Raw genomic sequence first — 19,021 nt, 5'->3', positions numbered from 1 at the left:
AGCGGAGTCAGTTGAAAAAGCCTGATGGATGGATTAACACCCATCAGACTATCCTGTCTATAAGCTCTGCAGACGCGGCTTATTGCTCTTCCAGCTCGATGTTGATACCTAGTGAGCGAATCTCTTTCAACAATACGTTGAAAGATTCTGGCATACCAGGTTCCATGCGATGATCACCATCAACGATGTTTTTATACATCTTAGTACGACCATTCACATCATCAGATTTAACTGTCAACATTTCTTGCAAGGTGTAAGCGGCACCGTATGCTTCCAGTGCCCATACTTCCATCTCTCCGAAGCGCTGACCACCGAATTGAGCTTTACCACCCAACGGCTGCTGTGTAACCAAGCTGTATGAGCCAGTTGAACGAGCATGCATTTTGTCATCAACCAAGTGGTTAAGTTTCAACATGTACATGTAGCCAACTGTTACTGGACGTTCAAATTCACGTCCGGTACGACCGTCAAACAAAGCGATTTGCCCACTTTCAGGAAGATCAGCAAGCGTAAGCATATGTTTGATTTCTGCCTCAGTAGCACCATCAAACACTGGTGTTGCCATAGGCACACCTTTACGCAAGTTATCTGCTAGACGGGTAATTTCGTCATCACTGAAGTTATCAAGATCCACTTCTTGGTGAGTTGTGCCAGCACCGTAAACCTCTTTAAGGAAGCTACGTAACTTGGCCATCTCTTCGTGCTCTTTTAACATGCGGTCGATTTTCACGCCTATGCCATGAGCAGCCATACCTAAGTGAGTCTCAAGGATCTGACCGATGTTCATACGTGACGGTACACCCAATGGGTTCAATACGATGTCTACCGGCGTACCGTTAACATCGTAAGGCATGTCTTCAACTGGTTTAATTGTTGAAATAACACCCTTGTTACCGTGACGACCAGCCATCTTATCACCAGGTTGAATTTGACGTTTAACAGCCAAGTAAACCTTAACGATTTTAAGAACGCCTGGTTGAAGATCATCACCTTGAGTGATCTTGCGTCGCTTGATTTCGAACTTCTTATCAAAATCAGCTTTGATTTCAACAAACTGCTCAGCAATTTGATCAAGCTCAGTTTGCGCATCTTCATCTGTTAGCGTTAGGTCGAACCATTTTTCACGTTGAGCAGACTCTAAACGAGACTCTTCGATACCGGATTTAATCAACAAGTTTTTAGCACGAGCGAAGATGCCATCAGCAAGAATATTGAATTCGTCTGATAAATCTTTCTTCACTTGACGTAACTGCATGCCTTCAATTTCAAGTGCACGCTTATCTTTTTCTACGCCATCACGAGTAAATACCTGTACATCAATGACAGTACCACGAACGCTGTTAGGCACGCGCAATGAAGTATCTTTAACGTCAGATGCTTTCTCACCGAAGATAGCTCGTAAAAGTTTCTCTTCAGGTGTTAACTGTGTTTCACCTTTAGGGGTAACTTTACCCACTAAGATGTCGCCACCTTTAACTTCAGCACCGATGTACACAACACCGGACTCGTCCAATTTACCCAGCGCAGATTCACCTACATTTGGAATATCAGAACTGATTTCCTCTGGCCCTAACTTGGTATCCCGTGCCACACAGCTCAATTCTTGAATATGAATTGTGGTGAAACGATCTTCCATAGCAACGCGCTCAGAGATCAAGATTGAATCTTCGAAGTTATAACCGTTCCAAGGCATGAATGCGATACGCATGTTTTGCCCTAGCGCTAATTCACCTAAATCAGTAGATGGACCATCGGCTAATACGTCACCCGCAACAATTGGCTCACCAACATTACAAGTAGGACGCTGATTGATACAGGTGTTCTGGTTAGAACGGGTGTACTTAGTTAAGTTGTAGATATCGATGCCCGCCTCGCCGGCAACCGTTTCTTCTTCATTAACTTTAATAACAATACGGCTTGCATCAACGTAGTCGACACGACCACCGCGTTTAGCTACTACTGTTACACCAGAATCAACTGCAACTGTTTTTTCCATACCGGTACCAACAAGTGGCTTATCTGCAATAAGCGTTGGCACCGCTTGACGTTGCATGTTCGCACCCATCAAGGCTCGGTTAGCATCATCGTGTTCTAGGAACGGGATGATACTGGCTGCGATTGAAACGATTTGCTGCGGAGATACATCCATGTAGGTGATCTCAGAGCTTTCTTTCAATGTTGTTTCACCGCGGTGACGACAAGGGATCAAGTCATCAGCAAGACGGCCAGATTCATCAAGCACAACGTTAGCCTGTGCGATTGAGAATTGACCTTCTTCGATTGCTGATAAGTAATCGATTTCGTCAGTCACTACACCGTCAACAATCTTACGATATGGTGTTTCTAGGAAACCAAAATCATTGGTACGAGCGAAACTCGCCAGCGAGTTGATCAAACCGATGTTTGGTCCCTCAGGTGTTTCGATAGGACATACACGACCATAGTGAGTCGGGTGTACATCTCGTACTTCGAAGCCTGCACGCTCACGTGTAAGACCGCCCGGGCCTAAGGCTGAAATACGACGCTTATGGGTTACTTCAGACAACGGGTTGTTCTGATCCATAAACTGAGACAACTGGCTTGAGCCAAAGAACTCTTTAACCGCAGCCGAAATAGGCTTCGCATTAATAAGGTCTTGAGGCATAACAGCGTCTAAATCACCTAAGCTCAAACGTTCCTTAACGGCACGTTCAACACGAACTAGACCAACACGGAATTGGTTCTCGGCCATTTCGCCAACAGAACGAATACGACGGTTACCCAAGTGATCGATATCATCAACGTCGTCTTTACCGTCACGAATAGTGATCAGTTGCTTCATTACGTCAACGATGTCGTCTTTGTCTAATGTGCCTGCACCGATAGATGTTTCACGACCTAAACGACGGTTGAACTTCATACGTCCAACAGACGATAAATCGTAACGATCCTCGGAGAAGAACAGGTTAGTAAATAACGTTTCTGCTGCGTCTTTCGTTGGTGGCTCACCAGGGCGCATCATGCGATAAATTTCAACCAACGCTTCTAGGCGGTTAGTTGAGCTATCAATGCGCAAGGTGTCAGAGATATAAGCACCGTGATCAAGTTCGTTAATATACAAAGTTTCAAACGTTGTATATCCGGCTTCTTTAAGTGCCAGAACATTTTCAAGTGTTAATAGATCGTTTGCAGCAACAACAAGTTCACCGGTTTCTTGATCCACGTAATCACACGCGAATACACGGCCAACTAAGTATTCAGCTGGTACTTCAAGTTCAACGATACCGGCTTTTTCAAGCGCACGGGTATGACGAGCTGAAATACGACGGCCTGCTTCTACAAGCACATTGCCATCCGAGTCTAAAATATCGAATTGTGCAGTTTCACCACGAAGGCGATCTGGCACGATATCAGACATGAAACGATTACCGTCGATACGTACTTGGTTCTTCTCAAAGAACATACCAAGAATTTCTTCGGTAGGAATTTCTAATGCACGTAGCATGATAGTCGCAGGCAATTTGCGGCGTCTATCGATACGAACATAAAGGTTATCTTTAGGGTCAAATTCAAAGTCTAACCACGAACCACGGTAAGGTATAACGCGCGCGTTATATAACACTTTACCTGATGAGTGAGTTTTACCTTTATCGTGATCAAAGAATACGCCTGGCGAACGGTGTAACTGAGATACGATGACTCGCTCAGTACCGTTAATGACGAAAGTTCCATTTTCAGTCATGAGCGGAATTTCGCCCATGTAAACTTCTTGCTCTTTGATGTCTTTTACTGTGCCTGGTGCTGCTTCACGATCGAACAACACTAAACGTAATTTAACACGCAAAGGCGCTGAAAAGGTTACACCACGGATTTGACATTCTTTTACGTCAAATACGGGCTCACCTAAACGGTAACTTACGTACTGTAATTCTGCGTTACCAGAGTAACTTTTTATTGGGAAAACTGATCGAAATGCTGCTTCCAGTCCATGCTGACCATCGACGTCAAGGTCAATAAACTTTTTAAAAGAATCTAGCTGGATTGAAAGTAGATACGGTATTTCCAATACCTGTGGGCGTTTGCCAAAATCCTTACGGATACGTTTCTTTTCGCTATAAGAGTAAACCATGGGTTCCTCAGCCTGCCGATTTTTGACCCAACTTGCTAAATAGATTTTCTATAAAGCAAACTTCCAGCACCCTTTATTTTACACTTTAACCGTTTACCAAAGTCATTAAGAGGCTTACTTAACTTATTGGTTTTATTTAGGTTTAAATGTAATTTGCGCTAACAAATAGAATAAATTTTAAAGGATGAAAATACTTTATCCTACAGCGCAAAAAGGCTGGTGATTATAAAATCACCAGCCTAAGCCTTTTCAGGCTAGTAACCTGTCGTTAGACAGATTACTTAAGCTCAACTTCAGCGCCAGCTTCTTCAAGCGTCTTCTTAAGTTCTTCAGCTTCTTCTTTAGCAACGCCTTCTTTAATCGCTTTCGGTGCAGCTTCAACTACTTCTTTAGCTTCTTTCAAGCCAAGACCAGTTGCGCCACGTACCGCTTTGATTACAGCAACTTTGTTACCACCGAAAGATGTCAAAACAACATCGAATTCAGTTTGTTCTGCAGCAGCTTCACCGCCAGCAGCAGGAGCAGCGGCAGCAACAGCAGCAGTCGCTGTTACACCGAATTTTTCTTCTGCAGCTTCGATAAGCTCAACAAGGTCCATTACTGGCATTTCAGCAATTGCGTTTAAAATATCTTCTTTGGTTAGAGCCATTTCTCTAAACTCCTGGGTTTAATGATTAAAAAATTATATGTACAAAGGAACCAAATTATTTGGTTTCTTTGATCGCTGCCAATACGCGCACAAACTTGGAAGGAATTTCGTTAACAGTTTGAACGAATTTCCCAACAGGTGCTTTGAAGGTTGCAAGCAATCTCGCAAGCGCTTCGTCGCGGGTAGGCAATGCTGCCACTGCGTCCAATTTCTCAGGACCCAATAGACCACTACCAATAGAAAGGGCAGTTACGTTTAACTTGGCATTCGTTTTAGCGAAGTCTTTAAAAAGACGCGCCGCACCGCCTGGTGCTTCAATCGAAAATCCGTAAATTAACGGACCAGTTAAGGCACTTTCCAAATCAGAGAACTTAGTTTCGGATAATGCGCGCTTAGCTAGAGTATTTCTAACAACTTTTAGATATACGCCTTGCTCACGAGCTTTAACACGAAGTTCAGTTAGTTCTGATACTTCCATACCACGGTATTCAGCAACGGCAACGGATAGAGCTTGAGATGCAACTTCGCTAACTTCTGCGACGATCTCTTTCTTTGCTGCTAAGCCTAGTGCCACTGTGTTCACCTTCTTTAAGTCTGAAAAGTCTATTATTAAATAACACTTTTCAGGATTCACAGATTGATAGAACGCTTATCTTGATTAACTCAGGCTAAGTATTCTACCGCTCTACGGTGTTCGTTAATCCCAGAGAGTCTGAGTCGAAATCACCGTCTGCGCAGGCTATTGTTTTAAGTAAAGCATTTAAGATTTTGCAATCTGTGTAACTGCTCTCTTACTTCAGTTACTGCTTTACGCCTGCGGTCTTGGACGGGAGTCATGTGTTAATGAAAACAATGACTCCAACCCATACCTTTCTAGAGAGAATAAGTAGTCAAAAATTCAACTACTTACAAGTGCCTTAGCTAAACTAAGGCTAAAATTAGCTTGCTGCTGTTAAACTAGCTTGGTCGATGGTAATACCCGCGCCCATAGTAGTGCTTAAGCTGATTTTCTTAATGTATACGCCTTTAGCCGATGAAGGCTTGGCTTTCTTAACAGCTTCAATCAAAGCGGCTAAGTTTTCTTCGATTTGGTTGCTTTCAAAAGCAATCTTACCGATGCTGGCATGAATGATACCATTCTTGTCATTGCGGTAACGAACCTGACCAGCTTTAGCGTTCTTAACCGCTGTCGCTACGTCTGGCGTTACTGTACCCGTTTTAGGGTTAGGCATTAAACCACGAGGGCCTAAGATTTGGCCTAACATACCTACAACGCGCATTGCGTCAGGAGATGCAACAACTACGTCAAAGTTCATTTCGCCTTTCTTAACTTGCTCAGCTAGGTCTTCCATACCAACGATGTCAGCACCCGCTTCTTTAGCAGCTTCAGCGTTTGCACCTTGAGTGAAAACAGCAACACGTACTTCTTTACCAGTACCGTTAGGAAGCACAGTTGCGCCACGAACGTTTTGATCAGATTTACGTGCATCAATGCCAAGATTTACAGCAACATCAACACTTTCAGCGAATTTTGCGGTAGCAAGTTCTTTCAACAAAGCAACCGCTTCATTGAAATCGTATTCTTTCGTCGCTTCTACTTTGTCACGTACAAGACGAGCGCGTTTAGTCAATTTAGCCATTTCTTATCCCTCTACTACCAAGCCCATGCTGCGTGCAGAGCCAGCGATGGTGCGAACAGCTGCTTCTAAATCAGCTGCAGTTAGATCTGGTTCTTTCGCTTTAGCAATTTCTTCTAGTTGCGCAAGAGTCACTTTACCCACTTTTTCAGTGTTAGGACGACCAGAACCACTTTTGATACCAGCCGCTTTCTTAAGCATGTAAGAAGCAGGTGATGTCTTGGTTTCGAATGTGAAAGAACGGTCTTCGTAAACAGTAATTTCTACTGGAACGGGAGAACCTTTTTCCATGTCACCTGTTTTAGCGTTGAATGCTTTACAGAATTCCATGATGTTAACGCCTTTTTGACCCAATGCTGGACCAACTGGCGGACTTGGGTTAGCAGCACCAGCCGCAACCTGTAATTTGATAATGCCTGTGACTTTTTTAGCCATGATAATACTCTCAATTAATGGGTCAAACGCCTCGCAAACACTGAGAATGCTTGCTTAATTGGCTTCCCGTTCAACAAAAAGGGCCGCGAAGTATAGACTAACTATAAACCCTTCGCAACCATTATGTACGAACTTTATCCAATTCATGTCGAAACCATAAGCTGCATAATGTTCGATTTAAAATCAAAAAAAGATGTCGTTTGGACATCTTTATTTTAATTTCTGCGACGCCATCTTTGGCGCCAATTGCCAGTCAAACCATCCGAATTTTCGAAACATCGATGTATTAACAAAAAAGACAGCCTAGCGCTGTCTCTTCGTTCACTTCCTGTGACAGGTTCCAGCCCGACATCCCTGCTGGTCGTGCAAGCGGCGAAAGCTAAGCTTCCGAAAGCCCCGCTTTTACCCCTTCTCGACTTGGCCGAATTCTAATTCTACAGGTGTTGAGCGACCGAAAATAAGCACCGATACTTTTAAGCGGCTCTTTTCGTAATCGACTTCTTCAACCACACCGTTAAAGTCAGCAAAAGGACCATCGGTAACACGTACCACTTCGCCTGGTTCGAACAATGTTTTTGGTTTTGGCTTATCAACACCTTCTTCAAGGCGATTCAAAATAGCATTAGCTTCTTTTGTGGTGATAGGCGCTGGGCGGTCAGATGTACCACCGATAAAACCAAGCACACGAGGAACACTTTTGACTAAATGCCATGAATCTTCGTTCATATCCATTTGTACTAATACGTAACCTGGGAAGAACTTACGCTCACTCTTACGTTGTTGGCCAGAGCGCATTTCAATGACTTCTTCGGTAGGAACAAGTATCTCTCCGAAAGAATCTTCCATTTCGTGCATTTTAATATATTCAAGAAGTGTCTTTTTCACACGCCCTTCATATTGAGAGAACGCCTGAACGACATACCACTTTTTATCTGACTTCTCTGGCACGTCCGCATTTTCTGTAATTTCTGACATGATTAAATTCCTAAGCCGGTGATAAAAGAAACTAACTGTACGATAATGAGGTCAAGGCCCCACAGTACTAGTGACATGAAGGCTGTAGCAACTAAAACAATAATTGTCGTCTGTGTTGCTTCTTGGCGGGTGGGCCAAACAACTTTTCGTACTTCCGTGCGAGCATCTTTAGCGAAGGTCAAAAAGCTGCTACCTTTTTCCGTTGAAGCGGCAATAAAACCGGCAACAAGGACAGCTGCGACGACACCAAGTGCGCGATAAAGTACTGATATATCTTCATAGATGGAATTTGCTGCAACCGCACCACCTAACAAAACCAAAACAACTAGCCATTTAACTAAGTCTAATGGATTTGAACTATTTTCCGCTTTTTCGCTCATGCTATTACCTAATACTAACTTAATCGCGACGTCATCAATGGTGCAAACGTCTGCCTATACACTTAGTTTCAATGCCAAAAGTGGCAGGGGTGGAGGGATGATCTCAGTTACCTCCCTGTAACTGACCGCAAGCGGCGCTGACGCGGTTCAAATCGTTCCAGACGATTTGTCGAACCCTTGGGCGTTCTCGTCCCTCAACCTTCTACATTTTTACTATTCAGCTGCAGTATAACGCCTCTGAACTTTAACCTAATTTGGCAGGGGTGGAGGGATTCGAACCCCCAGCCATCGGTTTTGGAGACCGCTGTTCTACCAATTGGAACTACACCCCTAAAATAAAATACTGCTCTTAATCACTCACTTATCACGTAATTGAGTGATTAAATTTACTTACACCATCCTTATGACGTCTTAGATTTTTGTGGAAAAATTCAGAATCACTAATAAGGAGGGAGGCGTATTATACTTATTAGTCGGTGTTATACAAGATGAAAACGAGGATAAAGCGTACCGTGAATGTATGCTTTACCCTAGTCTTTACTCAACACCGATAAAACCACCGGTTTGATGGGCCCATAACTTGGCGTAAATACCATTGTGCGCCAACAGCTCATTATGTGTACCCGACTCAACTATACGACCATCGTCCAGCACTAATAACCGATCCATTTGGGCAATAGTGGACAACCTGTGAGCAATGGCTAAAACCGTTTTATTTTCCATTACCTTGTTGAGGCATTCTTGTATAGCGGCTTCTACTTCCGAATCTAAAGCTGATGTAGCCTCATCCAGAATAAGAATAGGTGCATCTTTAAGCATGACCCGCGCAATGGCGATACGTTGGCGCTGGCCCCCAGATAACTTAACACCACGCTCGCCGACTTGTGCGTCATACCCTGTATGCCCATGTAAATCGGAAAGGTTTTGAATAAATTCATGGGACTCGGCCTGTTTCGCAGCAGCCAGCATTTCTTCTTCACTGGCACCTAATCGACCATATAAAATATTGTCGCGTACAGAACGATGTAACAGCGATGTATCTTGGGTAACCATACTGATATGAGAACGTAAGCTTTCCTGACTAATTTCGCTCACGTCTTGCCCATCGACTAATATCTTACCGCTTTGCACATCAAAGAAGCGCAGTAACAAGTTAACCAGTGTCGATTTACCCGCCCCCGAACGACCAACTAACCCAACCTTTTCACCCGGTTTTATATCGATATTAAGGTTATTAAACACCTCTATCTGCTTATTTTCAGGTCCAGGGTAATTAAATGTCACATCAGAAAAGGTAATCGCCCCACCACTGACGCTAAGAGGCGGCGCATTGTCAATATCTTTAACCGCCGTCGGTTTAGACAAGGTATTGATCCCGTCTTGTACTGTACCTATATTTTCAAAAAGGGATGACACTTCCCACATGATCCACTGAGACATGCCGTTTAAACGAAGGCACAACGTAATAGCAATAGCTATATCCCCCGGCGTCACCACTTTTTCTAACCAAAGGTAGATGGATAAAGCACTGATAGAGAATACTAACAGTGCATTACTGAACCACACACAGGTATTAAGCAAGGTAACCAAACGCATTTGCGGATGAACCGTTTGCAAGAACCCATTCATACCTTCATAGGCATAATCGGCTTCACGGCTGGTGTGCGAGAAAAGCTTAACCGTAGCAATATTGCTGTAACTATCGACTATTCTGCCGGTCATCACACTACGTGCATCAGCTTGGCGCTGAGCAACGCGTTTCAATCGCGGCACAAAGTAGCGTAGAACACCTATGTATATGCACAGCCACAAGATTAAAGGCAAACTCAATCGCCAATCAATGCTAAACACCATGACCACGATACTGAGAAAATAGACACTGATGTACACCAATAAATTAAGTAGCTGCATGACCGACTGACGAACCGACAGTGCGGTTTGCATGACTTTGGTGGCGATGCGGCCGGCAAATTCATTCTGAAAAAAGCTGATACTTTGGCCAATCAAATACCGGTGCGCTTGCCAACGAATGCGCATGGGATAATTACCCATGAGTGTTTGATGGTTAATCAATGATTGCAGCGCTACGCAGCTAGGTAAAATCACCAGTACCACGGCTCCCATCCATATCAAGCTACTTTTTTCTTCGGCTAAAAAGGTGTCAGGATCTTTAGACGCCAGCCAATCGACTAACTGCCCAACAAATCCAAATAACGACACTTCTAACATGGCGATAGCTGCTGCAAGTATCGATACTGCAAAAATAGCGGGCCACATTCCTTTGGAGTAATAACGACAAAACGCCACCAAGCCTTCTGGAGGTTGCCCAGGCATATCCTGTGGGAACGGCTCTACTAACCGTTCAAAAAATGAAAACATATCAACTACTTATTTACTTAAATTAATCTTGGAAGCCTAAAGCCTTGAGGGTCGCTTCAATTTTGGCTTCATGAGCTTCGCGCCATTCACTTAATGACATTGCTGCGTCTTTGTCTGTTCTTTCTTTACCCAAGCGATAAGCTTCTTCGGCCAACGCTTTCGGAATAACCACAATACCCTCTTCGTCAGCCACGACTATATCCCCAGCACAGACGCGTACACCGCCGCAGTTAATTGGTTGATTAAAAGGTAAAATTTGCTCTTTTTTAGCTGGCACTGGAATAACACCACGGGCATAGACAGGAAATTGCAGATCTCGTACCTCGCCTAAATCACGGATGACGCCATCTATAACAAAGCCCGCAATCCCCCGTTGCTGAGCGACAGCACATACATTTCCCCCTGCGCTGGCAAACTCAGGGTCCGCTTCAACGACTATGATGTCTCCTGGAGCTGCACGGTATATAGCGGCATGTAGGCTAAGATGATCACCCTTCGCACATTTAACCGTAAATGCTGGCCCTGCAATTCTAGGCATTTGCGGCCATAACTCTCTAATAGCGCCATCTACAAATTGTTCACGCCCTAACCCTTCTGAATATTCACAGGGAGACACTTTTACAAAATCAGCCATGGTTAACATATATCACCCTATAATTTGACGTGCGCAAGGCACCTAAAAATGTACTACGTAAAACTCTCTCTATTCAAGGCGCCGCCTGGAAATCCCCCTCAAGATACACGTATAGGCTAAGTGTAGAACGGTTCAATTCCCGGCAGTGTAAAATGACAGAGGTCGAAATTCTTTCAACTGGATTCTTTTCTATATTAAATAGTATCTCGTTTACCCAATGCTGGCATCCGCTAATTGATAATACCAATCCACATTCATAAATCCCTCCTAAGAATGCGTTCAGTGGTTTTTGATCCCAGTGTGCGCCGTTAAACAGATCGTTTCGTATATAAGCTCGCCATGTAATAAGATTAGGGTATGCCCTTAGATATACATAAATCAGTTGAATGTTCACCATATTGTTCAAGGTCAATTTTAATCCCGAAAAAACATGACGTCTGATATATATTTTGTATACTTACAAGGCTTGTTACACAACGTCAAAAAGAGAGGTTTGAATGTCCTTGAATCACCGCACGAGTAACCGAGCCCCCTTAGCCCTTGAAGTGAAAGTTCGCCATATGGGAAAAGAAATGGGCGAAACCTGTACCCGTAATATAAGCCCTTTCGGCGCGTTTATTGAAATGCCACATCCTGAACTCCGTCCGGATGACTTTATAGAATTATATTTTACCGACGAGCAGCAAAATGACGCGCTGTTACTGCAAAAAGGCTTGATAACCCATTGCAGTCAAGAAGGGATTGGAGTGTTGTTTGCTTATGATTCTAATGAGTTCAGACAAATGCTGCATAAAAAGATGCCTAATAAGCATAGGAGTAGAGTGTTTTCGAGTTAAAGCACGGGTAAACTGATTCGAAAAAGGCGATGAGTGAGTCACTCATCGCCTTTTTTATATTCAAAACATTTTACTGGGCGTTTCAGTTAAACTTACGCACTTTAAACTTTTTCCCTTTGATTTTACCTTCACCTAATTGGCGCATGGCCCGCTTAACACTGCGCGTTTTTACTGCTACATAGGCGTGGAACTCAGTGATATGGATCTTACCAATATCATCCCCAGGGATTTCCGCTTCTTTGGTCAAAGCGCCAAGTAAGTCACCCGGCCTGAGTTTGGCTTTCTTACCGCCATCAACACATAAAGTACTGTATTGTGGTTGGATCAAGCGATTAGCATGAAAACGCATGGCTTGAATGCCTGTCCATTTCAATTTCGCTTTTTGGTAATCTTCAATGGCGTTTGCCCTGGCCATTTCATCTGGCGCAACAAGTGTTAGTGCAACCCCTTTTGATTCCGCTCGGCCCGTGCGACCTATACGATGGATATGTACTTCTGGGTCGGGCGTAATGTGATAACTAATCACAGCGTTTACTTCTTTAATGTCTAAGCCCCGTGAGGCCACATCCGTTGCCACCAACACAGAGGCACTCTTGTTTGCGAAACGCACCAGCACTTGGTTACGCTCACGCTGCTCTAAATCACCATGCAGAGCTAGTACTGATACCCCCATGGACTGCAGCTCATCAGCCACTTCCTGACAGGCTATTTTTGTATTACAAAACACAATTGCCGATTCAGGTTGATAATGACTTAATAGCGCAGCTACAGCTTTTGTACGATGTGCATCTTCTACTTCGAAAAATACTTGCTCTATGGTGTCGGTATCGTGGGTGGATTCAACAGTGACTTCTAATGGGCTTTTCTGCACTTGGCCACTGATCGCGGCGATTGAATCTGGGTAGGTCGCAGAAAACAGCAAGGTTTGACGCTGCTCGGGCACGCTTTTAATAACGGCATCCATTTCATCTTCAAAGCCCATATCAAGCATACGGTCTGCTTCATCCAATACCAGCGTATTAACTTCCGATAAATCCAAGCGGCGCTTGTAAAGATGATCCATTATACGCCCAGGTGTGCCAACGATAATATGAGCACCGTGCTCCAGTGAGCCAATTTGCGGCCCCATAGGCGTACCACCACATAACGTTAACACTTTAATATTGTGAATACCGCGCCCTAAACGGCGGATTTCGAGAGCAACTTGCTCCGCTAACTCTCGGGTAGGGCACATCACTAGAGCTTGAACACGAAAGCGCTTCACGTCTAAATTGTGCAATAGAGCCAAGCCAAAAGCAGCGGTTTTACCACTTCCGGTTTTGGCTTTCGCCACTACATCACGCCCCTCTAAAATAGCCGGTAGCGTTCCGGCTTGAATTTCAGTCATTTGACTGAACCCCATACTTTGCAAATTATCTAACAAGGCTGCTTCTAGCCCCAGGGAGGAAAATTCCTTACTCACAACATTCTCTCATTTATGTCTTTAATCGTTAAAGACTCGAACCACGGTCAACTTCAATCGCTTTGTCTAGCGCGTCTAACAGTCCGGCTCGGGCTTTTAACTTAGTTTGTTTATGGGCTTTCATATTTAATTTGGTCATCGCTTGCGCGGTGGCGGCGACGGTTTGCTCAAATGCGTCCGGTGCTACCGCCACGTCTAGGAAACCAGCGGTTACGGCATCATCAACTGATACCATTTCAGCTAATATCACGGAACGATTAAAAAACACTGGGGCTAATCGTCCACGCGCTAATTCTAAACCCGCTTGATGCATGGTCATGCCAATGGCAACTTCGTTCAAACCAATTTTAAACTTACCTTGAATCCCAATTCGATAATCAGAGGCTAACAGCACAAACGCGCCTTTAGCAACAGCGTGCCCAGTACAGGCAGCAATGATAGGATATTCAAAGGACAGCATTCTACGCGTCAATGTCGAACCTTTCTCAACTAATTTCATTGCGGCTTCCATACTTTCTTGCATCACGCTTAAATCGTACCCGGCAGAGAACATGCCTGGTTGGCCTTTGATGACCACTACAGCCTCATCCGCTGATGCTTTATCAAGCGCGCCATTGAGCTGATCGATCATAGCGTGAGAAAACGCATTCACCTTGCCGTTATTTAACGTTATGGTTGCTACATTGTTTTCACATTGGTATTGCACTAATTCAGTCATAGTTGTCCTTTCATATATTCGTTATTGTTTTTACTTGTTAACACATTAATTTAGTTACTTAAATTTATTCAGCACGCTGTTGATTCAAGTTCTTATCTATAACGTCTTGTATTTCACCGGATTGACGCATTTGCTCAATGATGGCATTAACTTGCGGGATCTTGTCTGTCCAACCAGGTGAAAAAGCCAACATTATCTCATCGGTTAACCCCATCGTGCCCAACTGGAACACGGCCTTATCATAATGATTTGCGTTCAGCGTCCAACGTGCTCTATATGTATTGGTGTATATCAGGTCGCAGCGCGCGAGTTGTAGCATGTCAAATAAGCGAGAATGACTAGACACATATACGGGAGACAACACCCCATTTTTAAGCCAAGGATCCAACTCTGGGTAGCGGTAATTTTCACGCAAGCAGACACTTTTGCCATGCACGGTATCTGCAAGTTTATCACCCTCTTGTGGCGCGTTGAGCCCATAAAAGGCGTGTTGATAACTAAAGACGGGATCGCTGAACAGCAGTTTTTCGGGCGAATCTAACCACTTAGGCGCTAAAAAGGCCACATCCGCTTTCTGTTCCAAAACGTCCTGCTCTATTTTATTTCGTGCGGTGGGTAAATAACGTAAATCACGGTCAAGTGACTGAGCTAAGTGTTGCAGTATATCTATAAATAAGCCGCTTGAGCGCTGGGTGTTTTCATCAAAGACGTAAAACGGCGGCCCTTCAGCATAAATAACCGCTAAAGCTAACTCTTCGTGATTAGATTGGGCACTGACCTTTTGATGGAATAAGCAACATAGGGAAAGGATTAAGGTTAAATTACGAAACACGGCATACGCTCCAGTGCATAATAAAAAACCCCGATTTGTTGGCTGAAAAATCATTATGTTATTAGTGTATTAATATGTAGGAGTCAGAGCTATCACTTTAATGAATCGCACCTAATCAATTCGAAATATGAAGGCTCCGCTTGACTACTACCAGAGGTTGAGCACCCCATGATCGATATGCAATTTAAATGGACCTTGAGAGCGTAGCTTCATTAACCAACGTTGTTGTATTTCCTTAAATTTAGCACCCCGTAAGAAATGTGCTGCGGCTGTCTTTAACTTACCAATATGTTGGGCATCAGTACCTTTTGACAAGGCAATATAACTGGTGAGAGTTTGGTATTCATAGAGCAAAGTAAAGTGTGAGCAATCCGCACCTTGTTTAAAACAAAAGTAACGTAAGCCAGCGTCAGAGAAAAACAAAGAGCTAAGCTTTCCCGATAAGAGCTCAGAAACGGCTGCGTCGTAATCATCAAAAGGCATGACACCTTCAATATTCTGATCTAGCAGCACTTTATGGCGAAAATCGTTTTTGAGCACGCCAATTGGCGATACCTTATTCAAGTCTTCTTTTCGTTTTACAAACTTTTTATCTTCAGTAGCACCAAGGACTCCGTAAATATTTGAAGTCAGTGGTAAAATCCAATGATAGTCGTTTTCTCTATCAGGGGTGCGCGCCAGTGGAAACATCAGCACATTAGGTTTACTTTGCGCTTCCTGTATTAAGCGCCCCCAAGGCGCAGCGAGGATCTCTTGCTCAATGTTTGCTTCGGTTAAAATACCGCTAACCACCTCAATCAAATATCCTTCAAGCTGCCCCTTGTCGTTACGTAAGCTAAAAGGTGGCTCCAAGGATGTCAAAACCCAAAACGCGGGTTCTGACGTACTTTCTTGAGCGAGCGCTTTACCGCAAAGAGCAAGAATCAACATGAATCCTAACCAAGCAGTGATGAGCGCCCGGCGTATGTGCATTACGCTTTGAGCGCCCAATTAACTGTTTGCCCTGCAAAAAATGGCACGATAGGTTCACCATTGGGCAAAGTAATCACTTCAGGAATAGTCCACTCCTCTTTTACCAAAGTTACTTGCTTGGTATTACGCGGTAAACCATAAAAATCGGCTCCATGGTGACTCGCGAAGCCTTCTAGCTTATCCAAGGCGTCTAATTCTTCGAATACCTGAGCATACAATTCCAACGCGCTCCACGCACTGTAGCAGCCCGCGCAACCACATGCTGATTCTTTCGCGCTTTTTTCGTGAGGCGCTGAATCCGTTCCTAAAAAGAATTTACTTGAACCTGTCGCAACTGCTTTTCGCAACGCTTGTTGATGGGTACTGCGCTTTAGCACAGGTAAACAGAAATTATGTGGTCTCACCCCGCCCACCAGCAAGTCATTACGATTAAGCAGCAAATGCTGAGGGGTTATAGTTGCCGCGACATTGTGCGAACTGGCACTTACGAAGTCCACTGCATCACTGGTCGTGATATGCTCAAGCACCACTTTCAATTGTGGAAATTGGTTCACAATTTTCACCAAGAATTGCTCAATGAAAAATTTTTCACGGTCAAAAATATCGACGTGGCTTTCAGTGACTTCACCGTGGATAAGTAACAACATACCCTGCTCGGCCATTTCTGCAAAAACGGGGAACAAGGCTTCAATGCCCTTCACTGCTGCATCAGAATTGGTCGTCGCGCCTGCTGGATATAACTTAGCCGCAACCACACCGGCTTTTTTCGCTGCTCGAATATCGTCAATAGAGGTGGTATTGGTTAAAAAAAGCGTCATCAAGGGTTCAAATTCACTGCCCTGGGGGCGCGCCGCTAGAATTCGGTCTCGATAGGCACTTGCCAGCTCAGCATTCACCACCGGCGGAACTAAATTAGGCATGACGATAGCGCGTTTGAAAGTCCTTGCTGTAGCAGGCACGGTTTCTAGCAACATATCATTATCGCGAAAATGTAAATGCCAATCGTCTGGCTGGGTCAAAGTGATTTGCTGCATTGTTATAGCCTTAAGTCATATTTGTTAGGTCATTGTTCTTACATAGTATGCCGCAATTTGCGCTTGGATATAATAGCCAAGATATTCCTAACGTCGCTGAATAATAAACCTCTTGATAACGGTCTAGTATTAAAACCAGTGCACGTAAAACGTGTCGCAGCCCTAAGCTATTGACCTCGGACCGCCCATGACCACAGCCATCACCTTACTGAATCTTGTTCCCCAAGAAAAACAAACTGCCATTTTAACCGGTGTAATGGGTTTGTTGGACAAACTACTGGCCATTCATCGTTTGGATCATTTATATCGCGAACATCATTTAACTGGCTTGAACAAAGAAGCGTTCGCCAAAGCACTACTTGAGGCGCTCAATGTAACAGTAGAAGGCACTGACGTTTTACAAAAAAAAGTTCCTAAAAACGGCCCACTTGTTATCGCCAGCAATCACCCCTTTGGCGGAATTGAGGGGGTGATTTTAGCTTACGTTATAGGGCAGGTTCGGCCTGATCTGAAAGTATTAGCCAATCAAGGTCTCGCCCTTTTCACTGAGTTAAAAGATTACTTTATTTTCACTAACCCGCTTTCTGAACGCGATCCTAAAAACGCCCCCTCTTTGCGTGAGAGCTTGCGCCACGTGAAGCAAGGCGGCGCATTACTGATTTTCCCAGCAGGGCGAGTGTCTTACTATCAAGCGGACAAAAAACGCATTAGTGAGCACCAATGGAATCGCATTGTTGCCAACTTAGTGACTCGCACTGGAGCCCAGTACTTAGCGCTGTTTGTAAGTGGTGAAAATAGCCCACTGTTTTACCGTCTTGGAAGAGTGTACTACCGCCTGAGAATGCTTATGCTTCCCAGAGAGTTATTAAATAAACGCGATACGAGCATTAAAATATCTGCGGCGACTTGCGTCCCCGCTAACGCTTTTGCCGCAAATACAGATGATATCGAATTGTCAGCGCTGCAACGTATTCAAAGTTACACCCAAGATCCGACTTGGCGACACACTTGGCCCGCTTCTAACGTGGTAGCAATGCAACCTTTAATAACCCAAGTGCCGGGCTCTGTCATCAATACTGAGCTCGCCCAGCTTGATGAAAGTCAAACGTTACTGAGTTATCGCAATTTAGACGTGTACTACGCCTACTATGAGCAAATACCGCAAACCGTCAAAGAAATAGCCAGATTGCGCGAACTGGTTTTTCGTGAACATGATGAAGGTAGCGGAAACTCGTTAGACACAGATGATTTTGACAAAACCTACACCCATTTGTTCATCGTTGAGCGCGATTTAGGCCGAATCATCGGCGCCTATCGAATGGGCCAGTCGGACCGTTTATTAGCAAATGCTTCGTTGAATATTGACCCTTTCTATTTGAGCGCGATGTTTAATTTCTCAGCTGATTTCATTAACCGCCAGGCGCCTTGTTTAGAAATGGGGCGCTCTTTTTTAATCCCAGAATACCAAAACAGCTTTCAGGGTTTGTTACTACTTTGGCGAGGAATAGGACGCTTTGTTTGTCAATTCCCTCAATATCGTACTTTGTACGGCACCGTCTCATTAAGTAAGTTGTACGACCCACGCAGTGTCAGTCTCATTGAGCATGCTTTGGTCACACCGACGCGTAACGCAACAGCCCGCACTCAATTGGGCTTCTCTGTACCACCTGAAATAGCAGACTTTGCTAAGCAGTATCCATTGAAAAAACACTTAACCAGTCTGTTAGCAGGTATTGAAAGTGATGGTAAAGACATCCCCATTCTGCTTAAGCATTATCAAAAGCTTGGCGCTAAATTTCATTGTTTGGGGATAGACAGCAACTTTAACCACACCCCAGGTTTGTTACTCAGCGTTGAGCTTGCTAAAGCCCCAGAAAAATTAGGCAGGCTGTATTTAGGGGATGGCTGGAAGGCGTACAAATGCCATAAAGAAAATCAATAAAACGAAGAAGTGATAGCGCCCAGTTAAA

At 44.2% G+C, this 19,021-nt stretch carries 16 protein-coding genes and 1 tRNA gene; 2 read left to right on the top strand and 15 right to left on the bottom strand.

Features of this window, described 5'->3' with window-relative positions; genetic code table 11:
* Positions 1-79: 79 nt before the first annotated feature.
* The 10 genes from rpoB to AC0L6N_RS01015 form a co-directional block, all read right to left on the bottom strand.
* Positions 80-4,108 carry a DNA-directed RNA polymerase subunit beta gene (gene rpoB, locus AC0L6N_RS01060; RefSeq protein WP_473478056.1) on the bottom strand — a complete coding sequence of 1,343 codons (4,029 nt, stop codon included), beginning with the start codon at positions 4,106-4,108 and terminating at the stop codon, positions 80-82.
* A gap of 277 nt (positions 4,109-4,385) precedes the next feature.
* Positions 4,386-4,757 carry a 50S ribosomal protein L7/L12 gene (gene rplL, locus AC0L6N_RS01055; protein WP_006992806.1) on the bottom strand — a complete coding sequence of 124 codons (372 nt, stop codon included), beginning with the start codon at positions 4,755-4,757 and terminating at the stop codon, positions 4,386-4,388.
* Positions 4,758-4,812: 55 nt separating this feature from the next.
* Positions 4,813-5,331 carry a 50S ribosomal protein L10 gene (rplJ, locus tag AC0L6N_RS01050; protein WP_011573496.1) on the bottom strand — a complete coding sequence of 173 codons (519 nt, stop codon included), beginning with the start codon at positions 5,329-5,331 and terminating at the stop codon, positions 4,813-4,815.
* A 364-nt stretch (positions 5,332-5,695) separates the two neighbouring features.
* Positions 5,696-6,397, bottom strand: coding sequence for a 50S ribosomal protein L1 (gene rplA / locus AC0L6N_RS01045; RefSeq protein ID WP_006992804.1), 702 nt, complete (start codon positions 6,395-6,397; stop codon positions 5,696-5,698).
* A gap of 3 nt (positions 6,398-6,400) precedes the next feature.
* On the bottom strand, positions 6,401-6,829 hold the full coding sequence (gene rplK / locus AC0L6N_RS01040) for a 50S ribosomal protein L11 (RefSeq protein ID WP_006992803.1): 429 nt from the start codon (positions 6,827-6,829) through the stop codon (positions 6,401-6,403).
* 402 nt (positions 6,830-7,231) lie between these two features.
* A complete protein-coding gene (gene nusG / locus AC0L6N_RS01035; protein ID WP_006992802.1) occupies positions 7,232-7,804 on the bottom strand; it encodes a transcription termination/antitermination protein NusG in 573 nt (190 codons plus the stop codon).
* A gap of 2 nt (positions 7,805-7,806) precedes the next feature.
* Positions 7,807-8,184, bottom strand: coding sequence for a preprotein translocase subunit SecE (gene secE / locus AC0L6N_RS01030; RefSeq protein ID WP_006992801.1), 378 nt, complete (start codon positions 8,182-8,184; stop codon positions 7,807-7,809).
* Between the two features lie 255 nt (positions 8,185-8,439).
* A tRNA-Trp gene (locus tag AC0L6N_RS01025) sits at positions 8,440-8,516 on the bottom strand.
* A gap of 205 nt (positions 8,517-8,721) precedes the next feature.
* On the bottom strand, positions 8,722-10,563 hold the full coding sequence (locus tag AC0L6N_RS01020) for an ABC transporter ATP-binding protein (protein WP_473478051.1): 1,842 nt from the start codon (positions 10,561-10,563) through the stop codon (positions 8,722-8,724).
* Positions 10,564-10,585: 22 nt separating this feature from the next.
* Positions 10,586-11,206, bottom strand: coding sequence for an RraA family protein (locus AC0L6N_RS01015; RefSeq protein ID WP_011573494.1), 621 nt, complete (start codon positions 11,204-11,206; stop codon positions 10,586-10,588).
* Between the two features lie 488 nt (positions 11,207-11,694).
* Here AC0L6N_RS01015 and AC0L6N_RS01010 point away from each other — a divergent pair, with 488 nt between their 5' ends.
* Positions 11,695-12,033, top strand: a complete 339-nt coding sequence (locus tag AC0L6N_RS01010; RefSeq protein WP_006992797.1) for a PilZ domain-containing protein — start codon at positions 11,695-11,697, stop codon at positions 12,031-12,033.
* 82 nt (positions 12,034-12,115) lie between these two features.
* Here AC0L6N_RS01010 and dbpA read toward each other — a convergent pair whose 3' ends face one another.
* The 5 genes from dbpA to pyrC all read right to left on the bottom strand — a co-directional run bounded on the left by dbpA (position 12,116) and on the right by pyrC (position 17,051).
* Complete coding sequence (gene dbpA / locus AC0L6N_RS01005) at positions 12,116-13,495, bottom strand: ATP-dependent RNA helicase DbpA (RefSeq protein WP_011573492.1); 1,380 nt, start codon at positions 13,493-13,495, stop codon at positions 12,116-12,118.
* A gap of 28 nt (positions 13,496-13,523) precedes the next feature.
* Positions 13,524-14,213, bottom strand: a complete 690-nt coding sequence (locus AC0L6N_RS01000; RefSeq protein WP_473478048.1) for a crotonase/enoyl-CoA hydratase family protein — start codon at positions 14,211-14,213, stop codon at positions 13,524-13,526.
* A gap of 64 nt (positions 14,214-14,277) precedes the next feature.
* Complete coding sequence (locus AC0L6N_RS00995; RefSeq protein WP_473478046.1) at positions 14,278-15,045, bottom strand: substrate-binding periplasmic protein; 768 nt, start codon at positions 15,043-15,045, stop codon at positions 14,278-14,280.
* 147 nt (positions 15,046-15,192) lie between these two features.
* On the bottom strand, positions 15,193-15,975 hold the full coding sequence (locus AC0L6N_RS00990) for a substrate-binding periplasmic protein (RefSeq protein ID WP_473478043.1): 783 nt from the start codon (positions 15,973-15,975) through the stop codon (positions 15,193-15,195).
* A 41-nt stretch (positions 15,976-16,016) separates the two neighbouring features.
* Entirely contained in the window at positions 16,017-17,051 is a 1,035-nt protein-coding gene (gene pyrC, locus AC0L6N_RS00985) for a dihydroorotase (protein WP_473478040.1), read from the bottom strand.
* Between the two features lie 187 nt (positions 17,052-17,238).
* Here pyrC and AC0L6N_RS00980 point away from each other — a divergent pair, with 187 nt between their 5' ends.
* Entirely contained in the window at positions 17,239-18,993 is a 1,755-nt protein-coding gene (locus AC0L6N_RS00980) for a lysophospholipid acyltransferase family protein (RefSeq protein WP_473478039.1), read from the top strand.
* Positions 18,994-19,021 lie beyond the last annotated feature (28 nt).

The sequence above is a fragment of the Paraglaciecola sp. G1-13 genome (assembly GCF_055809255.1).
The sequence above is the reverse complement of the archived record's forward strand: the minus strand, read 5'-3'. Positions and strand labels throughout refer to the sequence as shown.

Excerpts from the sequence above, each read along its gene's own strand:
- rplA (WP_006992804.1), bottom strand. The coding sequence starts at position 6,397 with ATGGCTAAATTGACTAAACGCGCTCGTCTTGTACGTGACAAAGTAGAA.
- rplK (WP_006992803.1), bottom strand. The coding sequence starts at position 6,829 with ATGGCTAAAAAAGTCACAGGCATTATCAAATTACAGGTTGCGGCTGGT.
- nusG (WP_006992802.1), bottom strand. The coding sequence starts at position 7,804 with ATGTCAGAAATTACAGAAAATGCGGACGTGCCAGAGAAGTCAGATAAA.
- AC0L6N_RS01010 (WP_006992797.1), top strand. The coding sequence starts at position 11,695 with ATGTCCTTGAATCACCGCACGAGTAACCGAGCCCCCTTAGCCCTTGAA.
- pyrC (WP_473478040.1), bottom strand. The coding sequence starts at position 17,051 with ATGCAGCAAATCACTTTGACCCAGCCAGACGATTGGCATTTACATTTT.
- AC0L6N_RS00990 (WP_473478043.1), bottom strand. The coding sequence starts at position 15,975 with ATGTTGATTCTTGCTCTTTGCGGTAAAGCGCTCGCTCAAGAAAGTACG.
- secE (WP_006992801.1), bottom strand. The coding sequence starts at position 8,184 with ATGAGCGAAAAAGCGGAAAATAGTTCAAATCCATTAGACTTAGTTAAA.
- AC0L6N_RS01015 (WP_011573494.1), bottom strand. The coding sequence starts at position 11,206 with ATGTTAACCATGGCTGATTTTGTAAAAGTGTCTCCCTGTGAATATTCA.
- AC0L6N_RS01020 (WP_473478051.1), bottom strand. The coding sequence starts at position 10,563 with ATGTTTTCATTTTTTGAACGGTTAGTAGAGCCGTTCCCACAGGATATG.
- rplL (WP_006992806.1), bottom strand. The coding sequence starts at position 4,757 with ATGGCTCTAACCAAAGAAGATATTTTAAACGCAATTGCTGAAATGCCA.
- AC0L6N_RS01000 (WP_473478048.1), bottom strand. The coding sequence starts at position 14,213 with ATGACTGAATTAGTGCAATACCAATGTGAAAACAATGTAGCAACCATA.
- rpoB (WP_473478056.1), bottom strand. The coding sequence starts at position 4,108 with ATGGTTTACTCTTATAGCGAAAAGAAACGTATCCGTAAGGATTTTGGC.
- AC0L6N_RS00980 (WP_473478039.1), top strand. The coding sequence starts at position 17,239 with ATGACCACAGCCATCACCTTACTGAATCTTGTTCCCCAAGAAAAACAA.